This window comes from Pseudomonas marginalis, assembly GCF_008692035.1.
Classification (GTDB): domain Bacteria; phylum Pseudomonadota; class Gammaproteobacteria; order Pseudomonadales; family Pseudomonadaceae; genus Aquipseudomonas; species Aquipseudomonas marginalis.
This window is the reverse complement of sequence record NZ_VTFG01000002.1, coordinates 367,171-386,627: the sequence shown is the minus strand read 5'-3', so window position 1 is coordinate 386,627 and position 19,457 is coordinate 367,171. Positions and strand designations below refer to the sequence as shown.

At 63.4% G+C, this 19,457-nt stretch carries 25 protein-coding genes and 1 pseudogene; 18 read left to right on the top strand and 8 right to left on the bottom strand.

Annotation, left to right across the window (positions count from 1 at the left end):
• Positions 1 to 36: 36 nt before the first annotated feature.
• Genes FX984_RS21745 through FX984_RS21735 form a run of 3 tightly spaced genes read right to left on the bottom strand, consistent with a single transcriptional unit; the run spans position 37 to position 1,072 of the window.
• Entirely contained in the window at positions 37 to 375 is a 339-nt protein-coding gene (locus FX984_RS21745) for a hypothetical protein (protein ID WP_027607013.1), read from the bottom strand.
• Positions 372 to 755, bottom strand: a complete 384-nt coding sequence (locus FX984_RS21740; protein ID WP_012723020.1) for a phage holin family protein — start codon at positions 753 to 755, stop codon at positions 372 to 374. The genes FX984_RS21745 and FX984_RS21740 overlap by 4 nt, the downstream gene beginning before the upstream one ends.
• Before the next feature lie 2 nt (positions 756 to 757).
• Positions 758 to 1,072: an ElaB/YgaM/YqjD family protein gene (locus FX984_RS21735; protein ID WP_146478088.1), complete on the bottom strand. Its 315-nt coding sequence runs from the start codon at positions 1,070 to 1,072 to the stop codon at positions 758 to 760.
• 346 nt (positions 1,073 to 1,418) lie between these two features.
• Between FX984_RS21735 and FX984_RS21730 the strand changes: the two genes are divergently transcribed.
• Positions 1,419 to 2,627, top strand: a complete 1,209-nt coding sequence (locus FX984_RS21730) for an ammonium transporter (protein ID WP_027607014.1) — start codon at positions 1,419 to 1,421, stop codon at positions 2,625 to 2,627.
• On the opposite strand, the gene FX984_RS21725 is transcribed toward FX984_RS21730, so the two are convergent.
• On the bottom strand, positions 2,614 to 4,350 hold the full coding sequence (locus tag FX984_RS21725; RefSeq protein WP_146478086.1) for a cation:proton antiporter: 1,737 nt from the start codon (positions 4,348 to 4,350) through the stop codon (positions 2,614 to 2,616). The two genes, FX984_RS21730 and FX984_RS21725, sit on opposite strands and share 14 nt — an antisense overlap.
• A gap of 194 nt (positions 4,351 to 4,544) precedes the next feature.
• On the opposite strand from FX984_RS21725, the gene FX984_RS21720 reads away from it, so the two are divergent.
• The 3 genes from FX984_RS21720 to FX984_RS21710 all read left to right on the top strand — a co-directional run bounded on the left by FX984_RS21720 (position 4,545) and on the right by FX984_RS21710 (position 6,149).
• Entirely contained in the window at positions 4,545 to 4,781 is a 237-nt protein-coding gene (locus FX984_RS21720) for a glutaredoxin family protein (protein WP_027607016.1), read from the top strand.
• A gap of 74 nt (positions 4,782 to 4,855) precedes the next feature.
• The gene (locus tag FX984_RS21715; RefSeq protein ID WP_010565034.1) at positions 4,856 to 5,191 is read left to right on the top strand and encodes a hypothetical protein; all 336 of its coding nucleotides are present in this window, start codon (positions 4,856 to 4,858) and stop codon (positions 5,189 to 5,191) included.
• Positions 5,192 to 5,258: 67 nt separating this feature from the next.
• Entirely contained in the window at positions 5,259 to 6,149 is an 891-nt protein-coding gene (locus FX984_RS21710; RefSeq protein WP_146478084.1) for a pseudouridine synthase, read from the top strand.
• Positions 6,150 to 6,204: 55 nt separating this feature from the next.
• Here FX984_RS21710 and FX984_RS21705 read toward each other — a convergent pair whose 3' ends face one another.
• Positions 6,205 to 6,426: a YgdI/YgdR family lipoprotein gene (locus FX984_RS21705; protein WP_010211805.1), complete on the bottom strand. Its 222-nt coding sequence runs from the start codon at positions 6,424 to 6,426 to the stop codon at positions 6,205 to 6,207.
• An 81-nt stretch (positions 6,427 to 6,507) separates the two neighbouring features.
• Positions 6,508 to 7,110, bottom strand: a complete 603-nt coding sequence (gene mobA, locus FX984_RS21700) for a molybdenum cofactor guanylyltransferase MobA (RefSeq protein WP_065924550.1) — start codon at positions 7,108 to 7,110, stop codon at positions 6,508 to 6,510.
• A 76-nt stretch (positions 7,111 to 7,186) separates the two neighbouring features.
• Here mobA and moaB point away from each other — a divergent pair, with 76 nt between their 5' ends.
• Both moaB and FX984_RS21690 read left to right on the top strand, forming a co-directional pair.
• Positions 7,187 to 7,726 carry a molybdenum cofactor biosynthesis protein B gene (gene moaB / locus FX984_RS21695; RefSeq protein ID WP_027607019.1) on the top strand — a complete coding sequence of 180 codons (540 nt, stop codon included), beginning with the start codon at positions 7,187 to 7,189 and terminating at the stop codon, positions 7,724 to 7,726.
• Entirely contained in the window at positions 7,710 to 8,936 is a 1,227-nt protein-coding gene (locus FX984_RS21690) for a molybdopterin molybdotransferase MoeA (RefSeq protein ID WP_098480046.1), read from the top strand. Before moaB ends, FX984_RS21690 begins: the two co-directional genes overlap by 17 nt.
• A gap of 36 nt (positions 8,937 to 8,972) precedes the next feature.
• On the opposite strand, the gene FX984_RS21685 is transcribed toward FX984_RS21690, so the two are convergent.
• A complete protein-coding gene (locus FX984_RS21685; RefSeq protein WP_027607021.1) occupies positions 8,973 to 9,302 on the bottom strand; it encodes an EscU/YscU/HrcU family type III secretion system export apparatus switch protein in 330 nt (109 codons plus the stop codon).
• The gene (gene fliK, locus FX984_RS21680; RefSeq protein ID WP_146478082.1) at positions 9,299 to 10,876 is read right to left on the bottom strand and encodes a flagellar hook-length control protein FliK; all 1,578 of its coding nucleotides are present in this window, start codon (positions 10,874 to 10,876) and stop codon (positions 9,299 to 9,301) included. The genes FX984_RS21685 and fliK overlap by 4 nt, the downstream gene beginning before the upstream one ends.
• Positions 10,877 to 11,076: 200 nt before the next feature.
• Here fliK and ccmA point away from each other — a divergent pair, with 200 nt between their 5' ends.
• From ccmA to phnN, 12 genes and pseudogenes are all read left to right on the top strand, one after another.
• Entirely contained in the window at positions 11,077 to 11,712 is a 636-nt protein-coding gene (ccmA, locus tag FX984_RS21675; RefSeq protein ID WP_027607023.1) for a cytochrome c biogenesis heme-transporting ATPase CcmA, read from the top strand.
• On the top strand, positions 11,709 to 12,377 hold the full coding sequence (gene ccmB / locus FX984_RS21670; protein WP_027607024.1) for a heme exporter protein CcmB: 669 nt from the start codon (positions 11,709 to 11,711) through the stop codon (positions 12,375 to 12,377). Before ccmA ends, ccmB begins: the two co-directional genes overlap by 4 nt.
• An 86-nt stretch (positions 12,378 to 12,463) precedes the next feature.
• Positions 12,464 to 13,219, top strand: a complete 756-nt coding sequence (locus FX984_RS21665; RefSeq protein ID WP_027607025.1) for a heme ABC transporter permease — start codon at positions 12,464 to 12,466, stop codon at positions 13,217 to 13,219.
• Complete coding sequence (gene ccmD, locus FX984_RS21660; RefSeq protein ID WP_003172771.1) at positions 13,216 to 13,392, top strand: heme exporter protein CcmD; 177 nt, start codon at positions 13,216 to 13,218, stop codon at positions 13,390 to 13,392. The genes FX984_RS21665 and ccmD overlap by 4 nt, the downstream gene beginning before the upstream one ends.
• Positions 13,389 to 13,844, top strand: coding sequence for a cytochrome c maturation protein CcmE (ccmE, locus tag FX984_RS21655; RefSeq protein WP_027607026.1), 456 nt, complete (start codon positions 13,389 to 13,391; stop codon positions 13,842 to 13,844). The genes ccmD and ccmE overlap by 4 nt, the downstream gene beginning before the upstream one ends.
• Before the next feature lie 3 nt (positions 13,845 to 13,847).
• Entirely contained in the window at positions 13,848 to 15,836 is a 1,989-nt protein-coding gene (locus FX984_RS21650; RefSeq protein ID WP_027607027.1) for a heme lyase CcmF/NrfE family subunit, read from the top strand.
• Positions 15,833 to 16,369 (top strand): DsbE family thiol:disulfide interchange protein, encoded by a 537-nt coding sequence (locus FX984_RS21645; RefSeq protein ID WP_010211784.1) that lies wholly within the window; start codon positions 15,833 to 15,835, stop codon positions 16,367 to 16,369. Before FX984_RS21650 ends, FX984_RS21645 begins: the two co-directional genes overlap by 4 nt.
• On the top strand, positions 16,366 to 16,839 hold the full coding sequence (locus tag FX984_RS21640; protein WP_065901641.1) for a cytochrome c-type biogenesis protein: 474 nt from the start codon (positions 16,366 to 16,368) through the stop codon (positions 16,837 to 16,839). The genes FX984_RS21645 and FX984_RS21640 overlap by 4 nt, the downstream gene beginning before the upstream one ends.
• A complete protein-coding gene (gene ccmI / locus FX984_RS21635) occupies positions 16,832 to 18,016 on the top strand; it encodes a c-type cytochrome biogenesis protein CcmI (RefSeq protein ID WP_146478080.1) in 1,185 nt (394 codons plus the stop codon). The genes FX984_RS21640 and ccmI overlap by 8 nt, the downstream gene beginning before the upstream one ends.
• A gap of 16 nt (positions 18,017 to 18,032) precedes the next feature.
• Positions 18,033 to 18,428, top strand: a complete 396-nt coding sequence (locus FX984_RS21630) for a hypothetical protein (RefSeq protein ID WP_065939950.1) — start codon at positions 18,033 to 18,035, stop codon at positions 18,426 to 18,428.
• 22 nt (positions 18,429 to 18,450) lie between these two features.
• Positions 18,451 to 18,564: pseudogene (locus FX984_RS33260) on the top strand (hypothetical protein); the annotation flags it as partial.
• A gap of 85 nt (positions 18,565 to 18,649) precedes the next feature.
• A complete protein-coding gene (gene phnN / locus FX984_RS21620; protein WP_027607033.1) occupies positions 18,650 to 19,222 on the top strand; it encodes a phosphonate metabolism protein/1,5-bisphosphokinase (PRPP-forming) PhnN in 573 nt (190 codons plus the stop codon).
• Positions 19,223 to 19,457: the final 235 nt, after the last annotated feature.

Sequence of the window (19,457 nt, the reverse complement as noted above, 5' to 3'; positions counted from 1 at the left end):
CGGGCCATTCTGTTAGCAAGAATGCAGCCAGCAGGCTCAACCTTTGCGTGAATTGCCCTGCATGGCCAGTTTGATCAGCGGGATCAGGCCGGCACCGAGGCGCACCAGGCGCGTCACACTGCTGATACCGCCGCCCTTGGCGCCCTTGCCGGTGAAGAAACCGATCAGGGTTACAGCGGCCACGCCCCACAGCGGCGCGTGCTTGATGCCCAGGCCGCCCTGAAAGTTTTGGCCCAGGTTGCGCACCTTGTTCAGCGGCGCCATCAATTGCTGGGATTCGTGGCGTATCTCCTGGCGGTGCATCTCCATGCGCAGGCGGATCAAAGCCTTGCGCATTTCCCGGCGGGAGGTTTGCTGGATTTCATTCGAGCTCATGGCAGCAGGCGCTCCCGATCATTGGCCAGCTCTTCGAGGGTGGCGTGGAACGGCGTGGACTCATCGAACACCGCCGCTTTCAAGCGCACCCCGCAGAAGGCAGCGGCCAGGCTGTAGAACACGCAGAGGCAGATGATCCCGGTCAGGCGGTAGCCGGTGTCCCATACCAGGATCATCACCAGAGTCGATAACCCCACCAGCAACAACAGGGCAAACACCAGCGCCAGGCCGGCAAACAGCAGCAGGCTGACGGTACGGGCCTTCTGCTCCTGCAATTCGATGCCAAACAGTTCGACGTGGCTGTGCAGCAAGCCAAGAACGGCCGCGCCCAGGCGTCGTGAGGTGGTACCCGTGGACGAGCCAGTTTCGCCGATAGACATGATTAGCGCCTTGTGGCCAGCAGGCCGATCAGAAAGCCCACGCCGGCGGCAATGCCTACCGACTGCCAAGGGTTGGCCTGCACGTAATCTTCGGTCGCGGTGACCGCCGCCTGGCTGCGTTCGCGCAGGGAGTCTTCGGTTTGCTTGAGGGTTTCGCGGGCCTGCAACAGCGTGTCATGAATCTTGGCGCGCAGCTCATCGGCCTGGTCGCCCGCAAGCACCTTGGTGTCGTCCAGCAACCTTTCGGTGTCAGTCACCAGGGTTTGAAAATCCGCCATCAGTATTTCTTGAGCAGTCTTTGCAGTTCTTCTGGCCATGGTTATCTCCGTGATTGGCTGATCGGTACGTGTGGTTTCGAGTCACCGGTATCGGTGAAGGTTCAGTGCAATTGTCTGGTACAGCTTTTGCTTTGCCTTGGTGCGCACGCCCCGTGGCTTGCGCTGAATCCGGGCGGTCGGGGCGCAGGTCTCGAAAAACCTTACCCTAAATAACTCAAACTCGCGGAAAAACCCTGTCGGCAACGGCCGGTTGTGTTGAACGCTGCGCTAAAGCGGTTCACGCCCTCTGAAGAGGGGCGGTGCCGGTGGTGCCAATTTAGTGCGCGCAACCCCTGGCTTGAACCGCTTTGGTGCTTTTTGCCTTTACACAGGCCTGCCAACCTCCATGGAAAATCTGCAAAGTGCGGTGGACACTCTGGTCCACAGCTCCAATACCCTGTTTATCCTGATCGGTGCGGTCATGGTCCTGGCCATGCACGCCGGCTTCGCGTTTCTGGAAGTCGGGACGGTGCGCCAGAAAAACCAGGTCAACGCCCTGTCGAAGATCCTCAGCGACTTCGCCATCTCCACCCTGGCCTATTTCTTTATAGGCTATTGGATCTCCTACGGGGTGAGCTTCATGCAACCGGCGGCCGTGATCAGCGCCGACCATGGTTATGGCCTGGTGAAGTTCTTCTTCCTGCTGACGTTTGCGGCAGCGATCCCGGCGATCATCTCCGGCGGTATTGCGGAGCGCGCAAAGTTCGCTCCGCAGTTGTGCGCCACCGCGTTGATCGTGGCGTTTATCTACCCGTTTTTCGAAGGCATGGTATGGAACGGCAATTTCGGTTTGCAGGCCTGGTTGCTCAAGGCGTTCGGCGCCAGCTTCCATGACTTTGCCGGCTCTGTGGTGGTGCATGCCATGGGCGGCTGGCTGGCGCTGGCGGCGGTGCTGCTGCTGGGCCCGCGCAATGGGCGCTACCGCGAAGGGCGCCTGGTGGCATTCGCGCCGTCGAGCATTCCGTTCCTGGCGTTGGGCTCGTGGATCCTGATTGTCGGCTGGTTCGGCTTTAACGTGATGAGCGCGCAAACCCTGGACGGCGTCAGCGGCCTGGTGGCGGTGAACTCGCTGATGGCCATGGTCGGCGGCACCGTCGCCGCCCTGGTGATCGGCCGCAACGACCCCGGCTTCCTGCATAACGGTCCGTTGGCCGGGCTGGTAGCGATTTGCGCGGGTTCCGACCTGATGCATCCGGTGGGCGCGCTGGTCACCGGCGTGGTCGCGGGCGGGTTGTTTGTGTGGTGCTTTATCGCCGCCCAGGACCGCTGGAAGATCGACGATGTGCTGGGGGTGTGGCCACTGCATGGCCTGTGCGGTGTATGGGGCGGGATTGCCTGCGGCATCTTTGGTCAGACCGCGCTGGGTGGACTGGGCGGTGTGAGCCTGATCAGCCAATTGATCGGTACGGGGCTCGGTGTGGTCGTCGCGTTTGGCGGCGGCCTGCTGGTGTACGGCGTGATCAAGCGCGTGCACGGGCTGCGCCTGAGCCAGGAAGAGGAGTATTACGGCGCAGATCTGTCGATCCACAAGATCGGTGCGGTCAGTCAGGATTGATCGGCGCCTCTTCGTCGGTGCTCGGGTGCGTGTAGAAACCGTGCAGCAGGCGATAGCGGTTATGCCGGACTTCATCGACCCGCGCCTGCACCTGTTGGTCCGGCAGGCCCAGCAGGATCAAGGCGTGGGAGGCGAGCATCAGGCTTGACTCCAGCAGCTCGGGCACCACTTCGCTGGCGCCCGCGGCTTTCAATTCAGCCCACTGGCTGTCATCGCGGGTGCGCACCAGGATCGGCACGTCGGGGTTGATATGGCGGGCTTCCTTGAGCACCGCCAGGGCCACATCACTGTTGTCCACGGCAATCACCACCAGGCGCGCGCGTTCCAGGCCCACGGCACTGAGCAAGGCGCCACGGCGACAGTCACCGTAATGCACGCTGCTGTCTTCGGTGGCGGCTTCCTGGACCCGTTCCGGGTCGTCATCCAGGGCGATGAACGCCTGTTGCTCATTGCGCAGAAAGCGCCCGATGGATTGCCCGACCCGGCCATAGCCGCAGATGACCGCATGCCCGTGTAATTGCGCATTGAGGGCGGCAATTTCTTCAAGTTGCACCTGTTGGTTGGGCTTGCGGTGCAGGCGCAGGGCAATCGCCGGCGCGGCGCGCAGCAGCAGTGGGGTCAACAGCATCGAACAGAACGTCGCGGCGAGCAGCAAACCGTTGAACTCATCGGGTATAAGCCGGCTCTGTTGCATCTGCGCCATCAGGGCGAAACAGAACTCACCGCCCTGGGCCAGGGCCAGGCCGGTGCGCCAGGCGGTTTCACTGTCGCTGCCGCGCAGCTTGACCAGCGCGGCCACCACACTGCCTTTGATCAGCATCAGCGCGAGGGTCATGCCGAGGATCAACAGGCTGTGGCTGACGAACAACTGCAGGTCGATGAGCATGCCGATGCTGACGAAAAACAGCCCCAGCAGGATGTCGCGAAAGGGCCGGATATCCGCTTCGATCTGATGGCGGTAATGGCTTTCGCCCAGCAGCATGCCGGCCAGGAAGGCACCGAGGGCAGGGGAGAGGCCCAGCAAGTGGGTGAGCCAGGCGGTCAGCAAGACGATCACCAGCGCCAGCAGCACAAACAGCTCCGCCGAATGGGAGGCGGCGACCTCATGAAACAAGCGCGGCAATAACCAGCGGCTGGCGAGCAACAGGCCCACGAACAACACCACGGTTTTGCCCAGCGTCAGCGGCAACGCCCAGTACCAGGCCTGTTCGCTGCTGCCGGCGAACACCGGCACCAGCGTCAGCAGCAACACCGCCACCACATCCTGGAACAGCAACACGCCGATCGCATTCTGGCCATGGCTGCTGAAGATTTCGCCGAGGCTGGTCAGTTCCTTGCTGACGATCGCCGTGGACGACAGCGCCAGCCCCGCACCCAGCAACAAGGCGATGCCCGGCGCCACACCGAAGGCCATCAACAGGCCCCCCAGCAGCACGCTGCACCCCAGCACCTGCAAGCTGCCCAGGCCAAACACCACGCGGCGCAGGGCGAGCATCCTGGTCAGGGAAAACTCCAGGCCCAGTGAGAACAGCAGGAACACCACGCCCAGTTCGGCGAGGTCGGGCAGTTCTTCGCTGTCATTCACCCAGTCCAGGGCCGTCGGCCCCACGGCCAGGCCCACGCACAGGTAGCCCAGCACGGGTGGCAGTTGCAGCCGGCGAAACAGCGCAATCACCACCAGGGATGAGGCCAGAATGATCAGCAGGTTGGCGAACACAAGCATCTCCGTTGCAGGGGGAGCGGGCAAAAAGCCGCGAGAATCGCTGAATCAGTTATAGGCCATGGTGATCTGGGTCAGGGTTTATTGTGGCCGGCGGATTTCCGGAGAGCGAACGCTGTACCTGTGGCAAGCCCGCTCGCCACAGGTTTTTGTCAGGCTTAGAATGCTTGTCTACTTACTGATCAGGGCCATTCGTCATGCTTCCTGAATGCCAGTTGTTCGGCACCCTGGGTTGCCATCTTTGTGAAATTGCCGAAGCCGAAATCATGCCGCTCGTCGAACGCGGGTTGCTGGTCGAGTTGGTTGATATCACCGACCCCGACGACCTGACCGACGCCTACGGCCTAAGGATTCCGGTGCTTCGGCGGGTGGACACGGGGGCTGAACTGGATTGGCCCTTCGATGCGGATCAGGTTGTCGCCTTCCTGCGCTGACGTTTATGCGATGGCGGGTTTCCGAATATTACGTTACTGTATGTTTGTACAGCGATTGAATAGAGGGAACGCCCGTGGTGAATGTTGAACAACTGAAAAGCAGCGTCAATCGCATGTCTGCCGATGTCGTGCGCGACGCGGTGAACGAGCTGCGCCTCGACGGCCTGGTCACGGAAGGCAAGACGCCGTTTAACAAAGTGCATTTCAATACCTGCTTTGCCGAGATCGAGGCGTTGTTCCAGCGCGCCGGTTATCACAAGCAGCTCGATGTGGTGGGTTACCAGGGTCTGTTGTACGCGTTGTACGATCCCGGCCGCTGGGAAGCGGTAGACGTGCTGCGCTGGCTCAAGGAGTTCACCGAGGCGGCGAGTGCTTCGCCGATCCTGCGCGCGGAATTGGCCAAGGCCTGAGATCCGCCCTAGGTTTCATCCCGCTTGATGCGGGATAATGCCCGCCTGTTTTTTCAAGGCTTCGAGCATGTCCACATCCGCTTTTTCCGCGTCCCAGCACCAGGCCAGCACCCTGTACCTGCCACCTGGCCCCTGGGCGACGGTGCTGGAGTGCCTGTGCGAGCACTTTGCGGCGATCAGTCGCGAACACTGGCTGGACCGCATCGCCCGTGGGCGGGTGCTGGATGTCACTGGCAGCCCGATCCCCCTGGACCTGGCCTACAGGGAAGGCCTGTGCATCTATTACTTCCGTGAAGTCCCCAACGAAAAAGTCATCCCGGTGCAGGAAACCATCCTCTACGCCGACGAGCACCTGGTGGTGGCGGACAAACCGCACTTCCTGCCCGTGACCCCGGCCGGCGAGTACGTCGAGCAAACCCTGCTGCGCCGCCTGATTCGCCGCCTGGACAACCCGGCGCTGGTGCCCCTGCACCGCATCGATCGACACACCGCCGGGCTGGTGTTGTTCTCGGCCAACCCGGCCAGCCGCTCGGCCTATCAGCAGCTGTTTCCCACGCGCCGGATCGATAAATTCTACGAAGCCATTGCCCCGGCCTTACCGGGACTGACATTCCCGTTGCTACACAAAAGCCGCCTGGTGGATGGCGAACCGTTCTTCCGCATGCAGGAAGGCCCTGGCGCCAGCAACACCGAAACAGCCGTGGAGGTGCGGGAAAAGAACGGCGACTTATGGCGCTACGGCCTGTTTCCCGTGACCGGCAAGAAGCACCAGCTGCGCGTGCACATGACCGCGCTGGGGGCGAGCATCTGCAACGATCCGTTCTACCCGGACGTGATCAAGGATGCCGTGGACGATTACGCCAATCCCCTCAAGCTGCTGGCCCAGGGCGTGCGGTTTATCGACCCCGTCACCGGTGAGGAACGCCATTTCCGCAGCCAGATCACCCTCGACTGGTAACCCCCGGAAACGACAAGGCCCGCGCGAGGCGGGCCTTGTGTGCAAGCGCTGAGGCTTAAAGGTCTTTAACGGTGCGAACCTGATCTTTGTTGATGCGGGTACGCTTGCCATCAAGCTGTTCGAATTCGTAGAAACCCGAATCTTCGTTGTATTTCGGGGTGTCGACGGCCTGGATTTCGCGACCGTCATTCAGGGTGATCACTGTCGGCGAGGCGCAACCGGCGAGGGTAGCCAGGCCCAGTGCAAGCATGAGAGCGGCGATGGTCCGTTGAGTCATGGGTGTTGTCTCCAAGAGAATACTTTTTGATTGCTGACCTTGAGACGTGTGAGACGTCGCCAAAGTTCCTTGTGCGAAGGTTCATTCTGACACGTCAGACCTTGGGCGCAACAGCTCTGGTGTATTCAGGTTGGCCAGGCGCGGGTCATCGGTTGGGCATTCCACGCCGACGCCGCCCAATTGCAGGAGGATCTTCCGTGGGCTGCGTTCACCGGCATGCCAGGCCTGTTCTACCTCGGTTCGCAGGCCGATGGGGATGATGCAGATCAAGGGTTCCCAGAATTCACCGTGGCGCACCATCACCGGCAACAAGGGATGGCGTTGTGCGGTTTCACGCAGGTCGGCGAGGAGTCGAGCGTCGATATGGGGCACATCGCACGGCAGGATCAGCAAGTGCCCATGGCGCGCGGCGGCGAGTCCCGCGCGGATACCGGCCAATGGCCCGGGAAAATCCGGGCTGTCGTCGCTTACCAGCTGGTCGGCATAGGCGGCGTACTGCGCCTGGTTGCGGTTGCACGAGATGATCAGGTCATCGGTCAGTGGCCGTACCAGGCGCTGCACGTGTGCGATCAAGGGCAGGCCGTGCCAGTCCAGCAGGCCTTTGTCCTGGCCGCCCATGCGCTGGCCGCGGCCACCGGCCAGCAGCAGGATCGAACAGGGCAGGGGGATTGAATCGAGTGGCATGTGGGTTCCGCGCAGGCAGCTGAACAGGGGCCTGTGATATAACATCGGGCCGTTCCTTCGACAACCGGACCGTGCCATGAAAGCCAAGGCCGATGCACCCTTCGTACCCCTGAATATCGCGGTATTGACCGTCAGCGACACCCGCACCCTGGACACCGACACCTCGGGCCAGGTCTTCGTCGACCGCCTCACCGCCGCCGGCCACCACCTGGCCGAGCGCGTGCTGCTCAAGGACGACCTCTACAAGATCCGCGCCCAGGTCGCCCACTGGATTGCCGAAGACGTGGTGCAAGTGGTGTTGATCACCGGCGGCACCGGCTTCACCGGCCGCGACAGCACCCCCGAAGCGGTCGGCTGCCTGCTCGACAAACAAGTCGACGGCTTTGGCGAACTGTTCCGCCAGATTTCCGTGGCCGACATCGGCACCTCCACCGTGCAATCCCGTGCACTGGCCGGCCTGGCCAATGGCACCCTGGTGTGCTGCCTGCCGGGCTCCACCAATGCGGTGCGCACCGGTTGGGATGGCATCCTCGCCGAACAACTGGATAACCGTCATCGGCCGTGCAACTTCGTGCCGCACCTGAAGTTGGCCGAACCCTGTGAATCCCGTGGGTAAGCCCGGCAAGACCGGCGCCCTGATGCCGGTAGAACAAGCCTTGCAACAGCTGCTGGCGATGGCCGAAGCCGCGCCGATCCGCGATCAGCACGTGCTGCCCCTGGCCGAGTGCGACGGCCGTGTATTGGCCCAGGACCTGGTCTCCACCCTCGACCTGCCGCCCTGGCCCAACAGCGCCATGGACGGTTACGCCGTGCGCCTGGCGGATTGGACCGGTGAACCCTTGCCCGTCAGCCAGCGCATCTTTGCCGGCCAGGCGCCGCAGCCGCTGGCGGCCGGCACCTGTGCACGCATCTTCACCGGTGCGCCGGTACCGGAAGGCGCGGACTGCGTGGAAATGCAGGAAAACGCCGTGGTCCACGCCGATGAGCGCGTGAGCTTCAGCGAACCGTTGCAGCCCAACCAGAACATCCGCCCCCAAGGCCAGGAAACCACCGTCGGTGAGTTGGTGCTCGCGGCCGGTACGCGCCTGGGCCCGATCGAGCTGGGCCTGGCGGCGTCCCTTGGCCGCGATCGGCTGGACGTGATCCGCCGCCCGCGTGTCGCGGTGTTGTCCACCGGCGATGAGCTGATCGAGCCCGGTTTGCCCCTCGGTCCGGGCCAGATCTACAACAGCAATCGCCGCGTGTTGTGTTCTTGGCTTGAGCGCATGGGGTGCGAAGTCATCGACGCAGGCATCCTGCCGGACGACCTGGAGCAGACCCGTTCGCGCCTGGCAGGCTTGAGCGCGGTTGATCTGATTTTGTCCACGGGCGGTGTGTCGGTGGGCGAGGCGGATTTCCTCGGTATCGCCCTGCGCGAGGAGGGTGAGCTGGCGTTATGGAAGCTGGCGATCAAGCCGGGCAAACCCCTGACCTTTGGTCATTTCCGTGGCGTGCCGGTGATCGGCCTGCCGGGCAACCCGGCCTCGACCCTGGTGACCTTTGCGCTGTTGGCGCGCCCCTACTTGCTGCGCCGCCAGGGTGTGGCAGACGTGGAGCCGCTGCGTTTCGACGTGCCGGTGGGGTTCACCTGGCCCAAGCCGGGCAACCGCCGCGAGTATCTGCGCGGGCGCATCGAACAGGGCAAGGCGATCATCTACCGCAACCAGAGCTCCGGCGTGCTGCGCAGCGCGGCGTGGGCGGAGGGGTTTGTGGAGGTGTTGGAAGGGACGACGCTGGAGGTGGGTGATCGGGTCAGTTTCATTCCGCTAAGCGAATTGCTCAACTGACCGCGGATCCAAATGTGGGAGGGGCGGTGCGACGATTCAGTAATCGTCGCCACGCTCGGTCACATCCCGCTCCACCGGCCGCGCATCCGGGTCATAGCCCACCGGGAACTTGCCCTTCAACGTCCAGGCAAATGCAATGATCTCGGCGATGGTGCGGTACAACTCCTCCGGAATACTGTCGCCCAGTTCCATGCGTGCCAGCAGTTTCACCAGCTCGGCATTTTCATAGATCGGCACTTCATTTTCCCGCGCCAACTTGAGGATGGCTTCGGCCAGGGCATCGTCGCCCTTGGCGGTCAGGGTCGGCGCCTGCTGGCCGTCGTACTTGAGGGCAATCGCCTGGCGTGGCGGGTTGGCGTTGTTCATGCGGTTTCATCCACCCAGCGTTGTTCCAGTCCGGTTTTCGGCCCGCGTGGCGGGGTGCCCAGGTGGCAGTCCAGGTCGCCGACATTCAGCCCCGACGACACCAGGCGCTCGCGCAGGCTGCCCAAATGGCTTTCGATCAGGCTGGCGGTGAAAGCGCGGGTTGCCCACAGTTGGCTGGACAGCTTGCCCTGGGTCAGTTGCGCCTGGACCTGCAACGGCCCCAGGGGCTCCATGTCGAAGGCCAGTTCGACGCGCCAGAGCATCTGTTTGGGCTCCTTGGAATCCTTGCGTTCGGGCTGGTCCTTGTCCGGCGCCGGCTCTTCGCGCTGGAACTTGACCTGCAACGGCACGATGTCCTGCAGGGTGCGCATGGGGATCTCCAACTGCCAGGTGGTTTGCAGGCGGCCATCGGCGGTGGTGCCGGTTTGCTCCAGGCTCGACAGCTGGTGGCTCTGCAGGCGGGAAATGGCCCCGGCGGCCAGGCGCAGCAGGTTTTCCAGGTCGCCTTCGCCCTCCAGTTTCGCCATCAGCCGCTCCGGCAGTGGGAAGCTGACCGGCGCCTGCCGCGCGCCGACCTGGCCGAGGGTGCCCAATGGGCTGCGCACAAAGTTGGGCAGCACCTGGGCCAGGGTGTTGGCGGCAAGAATGGCATTCAGGTTGGTGCTCGCGGGCAGGGCGGGCAGCAGGTCGGCGACCAGGCGCAGCAGCGCGCCCTTCATATCCAGCGGTGGCACCTGCGGGTTTTGCCCGGCGAGTAACTTGGCTTCAAGAAAGGCGCCGCTGTTCTGGATCACCTGGGCCAGCACCTTGGGGTTGCTCACCTGTGCCAGGTCGGGCAAGGCCGCCAGCAAACGGTCGGCGGCAGCGCGAAGGTCGGCGGAGGTGCTGTCGCCGCGGGGCAGATTTTGCAACGCCGTGAACACCGCATCCAGGGAGCCCTGGCGACTTTGCTGGGTCGCCAGTTGCTGGGTGACGGCCAGTTGATCCTTGAGCCCGCTCAACGGCACAAAATTCAGGGTTTGCGCGTTCTGCACCACGGCGCTGAGCAAGCTGCCCACGCGCAACGGTTGCGGGCTTTCCAGTGTCAGGGTCGCGCCGGCCAGGGCGCTATTGAGTACGGTCACCAACGAACGGTAGATCGCCGGCTGCGCGCTGCCTTGGGGCATGGCCTGGGTGGTCAGCACCTTGGCCTGCAGCAGTGTGCCTTCCGGCATCCTGGCCGTATCGATACGGGTGAGGGCGGCAACATTGGCGCTCAGGGCTTGTTGCAGGCTGATGGCCAGGTTGCCTGCGGGCGTCTGGCTCACGGCCACATTGCTGCCCAACGGCAAGGGTTGTGGGCTGCTGGCTTGCACCAGCGTCTGGCGGCCGCCTTCAAGGGTCAGCTTGAGCAACAGCTGAAACGCCTCACCGCCTTGTTTCAGGGCGAGCACCTCGGCATTCACGGTTTTGCCCGGGTCGATCAGCCCGATCTGCGGCTCCAGCAGTTTCAGCAGCGCCCCGGGCGCAGGCGCAGGGCTTTGCCCGGTTGCCGGGGTGGGAGGAAGCGTAGGAAGGTTGATCTCGCCGGTCATCGTGCGCATCGTCTCTGGGGAAATAGCCCTCTTTAGCGTAGGGCATCGCATGTATAATGCCGCCCGTCTGCAAAGAGAGCGGTAAAAACCTCACAACTATTTGATCCAGCTCTCTAAAATCGGTCGCCAAAGCCGTTATTGTGCTTCTTTCTATAACGGCCGCTGCACCGCCGACTTGAACCGTAAAGGCCCGTGATCTCTTGACCAGCCCTCTTCTTGAAGCCGTAGCGCTCTCCTGTGAACGCGACCTGCGCCTGCTGTTCGAGCACCTCGACCTGCGTGTGGCGGGCGGCGACATGGTGCAGATCAGCGGCCCCAACGGCAGCGGCAAGACCAGTTTGCTGCGCCTGCTGGCCGGCCTGATGCAACCCACGGCCGGTGAAGTGCGACTCAACGGCAGGCCCCTCGACGAACAACGCACCGAACTGGCACGCAACCTGATCTGGATCGGCCACGCCGCCGGGATCAAGGATGTGCTCACCGCCGAAGAAAACCTCAGTTGGCTCAGCGCCCTGCATCATCCCGCGACCCGCGACGCCATCTGGCAAGCCCTGGCCGCCGTCGGCCTCAAGGGGTTCGAAGACGTTCCCTGCCACACCCTGTCCGCCGGCCAGCAGCGCCGCGTGGCCCTGGCGCGCCTGTACCTGCCTGGCCCGCCGCTGTGGATTCTCGACGAACCCTTCACCGCCCTCGACAAACAAGGCGTCACCCAATTGGAACAGCACCTGGCGCAGCACTGCGAGCAGGGCGGCCAGGTGGTGCTCACCACCCACCACACCCTGGCGCGCATGCCCGGCGGTTACCGCGACCTCGACCTGGGGCGGTGGTCGGTATGAGTGTGTTTGCCCTGTTGATCGCCCGCGAAGCCCGCTTGCTGTGCCGCCGCCCGGCCGAACTGGCCAACCCGCTGGTGTTCTTTGCCATCGTGATTGCGTTGTTCCCGTTGGCGGTCGGCCCGGAGACTAAACTGTTGCAAACCTTGTCTCCGGGACTGGTGTGGGTCGCGGCCCTTTTGTCCGTCCTGCTCTCGCTGGACGGGCTGTTTCGCAGTGATTTCGAAGACGGTTCCCTCGAACAGTGGGTCCTTTCGTCGCACCCCCTGCCACTTCTGGTCCTGGCCAAGGTACTGGCACACTGGGCTTTTTCCGGCCTGGCGCTAGTCTTGCTCTCGCCACTGCTGGCGATGATGCTGGGATTGCCCGGCGAATGCCTGCCGATCCTGTTGCTGAGCCTGCTGCTCGGCACCCCGGTACTCAGCCTGTTGGGGGCGGTGGGTGCCGCGTTGACCGTCGGCTTGAAACGGGGTGGCCTGTTACTGGCCCTGTTGATTCTGCCTTTGTACATCCCGGTACTGATCCTGGGCAGCGGCGCGTTGCAAGCCGCGCTCATGGGCATGCCGGCGACCGGTTACCTCCTGTGGCTTGGCAGCCTGACCGCCCTGGCGGTAACCCTGACACCCTTTGCTATAGCCGCCGGCCTGAAGATCAGCGTCGGTGAATAATGAGGTCTGACTGGGCGGTATACGCATAGTCAGTAAAGACCCTACGCTTCTTGCCAAGACAAGAAGCAACCGTGATGGAAACAGCAATGAACTGGACCTGGTTTCACAAGCTCGGCTCGCCCAAATGGTTCTACGGCATCAGTGGCAGACTGCTGCCTTGGTTCAGCCTCGCCGCCGTGTTGCTGATCGGCATCGGCCTGGTCTGGGGCCTGGCCTTTGCACCGCCGGACTACCAGCAAGGCAACAGCTTTCGCATCATCTACATCCACGTGCCTGCCGCGATGCTGGCCCAGTCCTGCTACGTGATGCTGGCGGTGTGCGGCGTCGTCGGCCTGGTGTGGAAGATGAAACTCGCGGACGTCGCCCTGCAATGCGCCGCGCCCATCGGTGCGTGGATGACCGCCGTGGCGCTGGTCACCGGCGCGATCTGGGGCAAACCCACCTGGGGTTCGTGGTGGGTGTGGGATGCGCGACTAACGTCGATGCTGATCCTGCTGTTCCTGTACTTCGGTCTTATTGCCCTGGGCAACGCGATCAGCAATCGTGACAGCGCCGCCAAGGCCTGCGCGGTGCTGGCGATTGTCGGCGTGATCAACATCCCGATCATCAAGTACTCGGTGGAGTGGTGGAACACCCTGCACCAGGGCGCCACCTTCACCCTCACCGAAAAACCGGCGATGCCCGTGGAAATGTGGGCGCCGTTGCTGCTGATGGTGCTGGGGTTCTACTGCTTCTTCGGCGCCGTGCTGCTGATGCGCATGCGCCTCGAAGTGCTCAAGCGTGAAGCCCGCGCCAGCTGGGTCAAGGCCGAAGTGCAAAGCTGCCTGGGAGCGCGTGGATGAGTTTTGCTTCTTTCAGTGATTTTCTCGCCATGGGCCACCACGGCCTGTATGTCTGGACGGCCTATGGCATCTGCCTGGCCGTGCTGGCCCTCAACGTCGCCGCGCCGATCCTGGCCCGCAAGCGTTACCTGCAACAAGAGGCGCGTCGTCTGCGCCGGGAGACCGAAAAGTGAATCCGCTGCGTAGAAAGCGTCTGTTGATCATCCTTGCCATCCTGGCCGGCGTCAGTATTGCCGTGGGCCTGGCGATGAGCGCCCTGCGGGAGAACATCAACCTGTTCTACACCCCGACCCAGATCGCCAACGGCGAAGCGCCGCTGGACACGCGCATCCGCGCCGGCGGCATGGTGGAGAAGGGCTCGCTGAAGCGTTCCGGCGACTCCCTCGACGTCACCTTCGTGGTCACCGATTTCAACAAGGCCGTGACCATCACCTACCGCGGCATCCTCCCGGACCTGTTCCGCGAAGGCCAGGGCATCGTCGCCCTGGGCAAGCTCAACGCCGACGGCGTGGTGGTGGCCGATGAAGTGCTGGCCAAGCACGATGAGAAATACATGCCGCCGGAAGTCACCAAGGCCTTGAAAGACAGCGGCCAGTCCGCACCCACCCCCGCCAAGGAGGGCTAAGTGATGACGTCTGCATTGTTTATTCCGGAACTGGGCCAGTTGGCGATGATCCTCGCCCTGTGCTTTGCCATCGTCCAGGCAGTGGTGCCGTTGCTCGGTGCCTGGCGCGGTGACCGCCTGTGGATGAGCCTGGCGCAGCCGGCCGCCTGGGGCCAGTGTGCGTTCCTGGTCTTTGCGTTTGGCTGCCTGACCTACGCCTTTATGACCGACGACTTTTCCGTCGCCTATGTAGCCAATAACTCCAACAGCGCCTTGCCCTGGTACTACAAGTTCAGCGCGGTGTGGGGCGCCCACGAAGGCTCGCTGCTGCTGTGGGCGTTGATCCTCGGCGGCTGGACCTTCGCGGTGTCGGTGTTCTCGCGGCAGTTGCCGCAAGTCATGCTCGCACGGGTGCTGGCGGTGATGGGCATGATCAGCATCGGCTTCCTGCTGTTCCTGATCATGACCTCCAACCCGTTTACCCGCATCCTGCCGCAGATCCCGGCGGACGGTCACGACCTCAACCCGCTGCTGCAGGACATCGGCCTGATCGTGCACCCGCCGATGCTCTACATGGGCTACGTGGGTTTTTCCGTGGCCTTTGCCTTCGCTATCGCCGCCTTGCTCGGCGGGCGTCTCGATGCGGCCTGGGCGCGCTGGTCGCGGCCGTGGACCATCGTCGCCTGGGCGTTCCTCGGCATCGGCATCACCCTCGGTTCGTGGTGGGCCTACTACGAACTCGGCTGGGGTGGCTGGTGGTTCTGGGACCCGGTGGAAAACGCCTCGTTCATGCCATGGCTGGTCGGCACGGCACTGATTCACTCCCTGGCCGTCACCGAAAAACGTGGCGTGTTCAAGAGCTGGACCGTGTTGCTGGCCATCGCGGCCTTTTCCCTCAGCCTACTCGGCACCTTCCTCGTGCGTTCGGGCGTGTTGACCTCGGTGCACGCGTTTGCGTCCGACCCAGAGCGCGGTGTGTTCATCCTGATCTTCCTGCTGTTTGTGGTCGGCGGCTCCCTCACTTTGTTCGCCCTGCGCGCACCGGTGGTCAAGAGCCAGGTCGGCTTCAACCTGTGGTCGCGGGAAACCCTGCTGCTGGGCAATAACCTGGTGCTGGTGGTGGCCGCGTCGATGATCCTGCTCGGCACCTTGTACCCCTTGGTGCTGGATGCCCTGAGCGGCGCCAAGCTGTCCGTCGGCCCGCCGTACTTCAACGCGTTGTTTATTCCGTTGATGGGGCTGTTGATGGTGGTGATGGCGGTCGGTGTGCTGGTGCGCTGGAAGGACACCCCGGTCAAATGGCTGGCCGGCATGCTGATGCCGGTGCTGCTCGGCAGCGTGGCCCTGGCCGTGGTCGCCGGTATCGCCTATGGCGACTTCAACTGGGCGGTGCTCGCCACCTTCCTGCTCGCCGCCTGGGTACTGCTGGCCGGTGTGCGTGACATCGTCGACAAGACCCGCCACAAAGGCCTGGTCAAAGGCCTGCCGACCCTGACCCGCAGCTACTGGGGCATGCAGATCGCCCACATCGGCATCGCCGTGTGCGCCCTCGGTGTGGTGCTGTCCAGCCAGAACAGTGCCGAGCGCGACCTGCGCCTGGCGCCGGGCGAGTCCATGGACCTGGCCGGTTACCAGTTCATCTTCGAAGGCGCCAGGCACTTCGAAGGGCCGAACTTTACGTCAGACAAAGGCACCGTGCGGGTCGTGCGTAACGGTAAAGAGATCGCCGTGCTGCACCCGGAAAAACGCCTGTACACCGTGCAGAGTTCGATGATGACCGAAGCCGGTATCGACGCCGGTTTCACCCGTGACCTCTACGTGGCCCTGGGTGAACCCTTGGGCGATGGCGCCTGGGCCGTGCGCGTGCATGTGAAACCGTTTGTGCGCTGGATCTGGTTCGGTGGCTTGCTCACCGGCTTTGGTGGTTTGCTCGCGGCACTGGATCGCCGGTATCGGGTCAAGGTCAAGAGCCGGGTGCGTGAAGCGCTGGGCCTGCAAGGAGCGGCGGTATGAAGCGTTGGTTGATGGTCGTGCCGCTGGCCCTGTTTCTGGTAGTGGCGGTATTCCTGTATCGCGGCTTGTACCTGGACCCGGCCGAGCTGCCCTCGGCGATGATCGGCAAGCCGTTCCCCGCGTTCAGCCTGCCGACCGTGCAGGGTGACAAGACCCTGACCCAGGCCGACCTGCTCGGCAAACCGGCGCTGGTCAACGTGTGGGGCACCTGGTGCATCTCCTGCCGCGTCGAGCACCCGGTGCTGAACAAGCTGGCCGAGAAGGGCGTGGTGATCTACGGCATCAACTACAAGGACGACAACGCGGCGGCCTTGAAGTGGCTGGCGGAGTTCCACAATCCCTACCAGCTGGATATCCGTGATGAAGACGGCAACCTCGGTTTGAACCTCGGCGTGTACGGCGCCCCGGAAACCTTCTTTATCGACGCCAAGGGCGTGATCCGCGACAAATACGTCGGCGTGATCGACGAAGTGGTGTGGCGCGAGCAACTGGCCGCCAAGTACCAGGCCCTGGTCGACGAGGCCAAGCCATGAAGCGCCTGTTAGCCGCTGCCGTGCTGGCGCTGGGCTTGGCCGGTGTGGCCCACGCTGCCATCGACACTTACGAATTCGCCAAGGACGGTGACCGCGAGCGTTTCCGCGAATTGACCAAGGAGCTGCGCTGCCCCAAGTGCCAGAACCAGGACATCGCCGACTCCAACGCGCCCATCGCCGCCGACCTGCGCAAGGAAATCTTCCGCATGCTGGGGGAGGGCAAGGACAACCAGCAGATCATCGACTTCATGGTCGACCGCTACGGTGATTTCGTGCGCTACAAACCGGCCCTCACCGGCAAGACCGCGCTGCTCTGGTTCGGCCCCGCCGGGCTGCTGCTGGCCGGCGTGGTGGTGATGGCCGTGATCGTCCGCCGTCGCCGCGCCGCGCCTACCGATGGTTCCGACGCGCTATCCCCCGAAGAGCGTAAACGCCTCGACCAATTGCTGGACACCAAGACTGATGATTGATTTCTGGCTCGCAGCCGGCTTGCTGCTTCTGATTGCCCTGAGTTTCCTGTTGATCCCTGTGTTGCGCGGCCGCCGTGCCCAGCGTGAAGAGGATCGCACTGCGCTGAACGTGGCGCTTTACCAAGAACGTGTGGCCGAGCTGCAAGTGCAGCAGGACGAAGGCGTGCTCAACGCCGCCCAACTCGACAGCGGCCGCGCCGAAGCCGCCCGCGAGCTGCTGGCCGACACCGAAGGCGTGGAAAAGCCCCGCGAATCGCGCCTGGGCAAGCCGATGCCGTTGCTCGCCGCCATCCTTGTGCCGGTGCTTGGCCTGGGCCTGTATATGCATTTCGGTGCCAGCGACAAGGTTGAACTGACCCGCGAATTCTCCCAGCCGCCGGTGTCCATGGAAGACATGACCCGGCGCCTGGAACGCGCCGCCGCCGCCCAACCGGACTCGGCGGAAGGCCTGTACTTCCTCGGTCGCGCCTATATGGCCCAGGACCGTTCCGCCGATGCCGCCAAGGTCTTCGAGCGTACCGTGGCGCTGGCCGGGCGCCAGCCGGAACTGCTCGGCCAGTGGGCCCAGGCGCAGTACTTTGCCGACAACAAACAGTGGTCGCCCAAGGTCCAGGCGCTGACCGACGAAGCCTTGAAGCTTGACCCGAAGGAAGTCACCAGCCTCGGCCTGCTCGGTATCGCCGCCTTCGAAGGCCAGCGTTATCAAGAGGCCATCGACTACTGGAGCCGCCTGCTGGCGCAACTGCCACCGCAAGACAATTCCCGCGTGGCGCTGCAAGGCGGCATTGACCGTGCTGCGGAAAAACTCAAGGAAGGCGGCGGTAGCGTGGCGCAGAAAGCGGTGATGAACGTCCGCGTGGACCTGTCCGCCGAGGTCAAGGCCAAGGCCTTGCCCAGCGACAGCGTATTCATCTTCGCCCGCGCGGTAAAAGGCCCGCCGGCACCCCTGGCGGCCAAACGCGTCACCGTTGCCGAGTTGCCCGTCACCGTCGAACTCGGCGATGCCGACGCGATGATGCCGCAGTTGAAACTGTCCAACTTCCCCGAAGTCCAACTGGTTGCGCGCATATCCCGGGCCGGTCAACCGACCACCGGCGAGTGGATCGGCCGCAGCCAACCCCTGGCCAGCACCACCACTGCGCTGCAGCAGCTGACCATCGACAGTCCGGACAAGTAATTTCGAGGAAACGCCCATGACCGCATTTGCACGCATCACCCTGCTCAGCCTGGTAGTGGGCCTGAGCGCCTGTGCGGTCCACCGCCCACCGCCTGCGCCGACCGGCCCGACTATCCCACCGTCAGGCCCGTCGACCCAGCCGAGCACCAGGCCCTCTGGCCCGGTGACCCCGCCGCCGAAGCCACTGCCGACCAAATCGCCCACCTTCGCCCCACCACCGGGCGCCGCCAGCCACTGGGATGGCAAGATGCAGGTGTACGTGCTCGACGACCAGCCCGACACCTTCTACCGCCAGCGCACCTACTACCGCTGGAGCAACGGCTGGAGCCGCTCCATCAGCCCCAACGGACCCTGGGAAGACACCGACGTGCAGGGCGTGCCGCCGGGCTTGAGCAAGCAGTACGCGCAATGACAAAAGGCGACCTTCGGGTCGCCTTACTGTTTTGATGGGCACATCGATCATGGTGCGTGGCGGCTCGCACTCCGGTACTGTGGCCGCCGCCGGTCTGGCTGCCGAGGGATTGCTGGATATACTTTCCGGTGACTACTAACCGTCCGGCCTGTTGCGGGTCAGGATTCGCGCAGGCTACCCGTGGTGCAACCAGTCTGGCGACAAGCGAAGAGGGTGTTTTGATGGCGGGCAGGTTGATCTATCTCATCGGGCCATCGGGTTCGGGCAAGGACAGCCTGTTGGAGGCTGCACGCCCACGATTGGCCGAACGCGGTTGCCGGATTGTGCGCCGCGTGATCACACGCTCGGCGGAAGCGGTGGGTGAGGCGGCCCAGGGTGTCAGCCCGGAGCAATTCGCCGTGATGCAGGCCGAGGGCGCGTTTGCCCTCAGTTGGCACGCCAACGGGTTGTCCTACGGCATTCCCAAGGTCATCGACGAATGGCTGGCGGCGGGGGAGGACGTGCTGGTCAATGGTTCTCGCGCGCACCTGGCGCAGACCCGCGAGCGCTACCCGGATGTGTGGGTGCTGTTGCTGGCGGTGGATCAAGCCGTATTGCGCCAGCGCCTGGTGGCGCGGGGGCGTGAGGCCCTGGCGGATATCGAGGAGCGCCTGGCGCGCAATGCACGGTTCACCGCCGACCTGATCGCCGGCAATGGCTCGGGGTTGTTTGTGCTGGATAACTCCGGGCCACTGGAGCACACGGTCGAGCGCCTGCTGTGTTGCCTGAACCAGAGGCATTGCGTATTGACCTGACCCTGCTCTGCACCGGTGAGGTGCGGGGCATGTCAAGCGGCGAGATCCTGACATGCAGCGAACTCGGCGGAAAAAGTTAAGTGCATGTATCTGGGTGAAGGCGGATTTGGTGTAGTCGAAGCAGCACGGTTTTGTAGGATTATGTTTTTTTCCTGAGAATCCAATAGGTTTTTTTGCGCGAAAGTGTGTGTTCAGTTGTTTAAATTGCAAGTGGTTTAGTGCCTGTCTTAGCGCA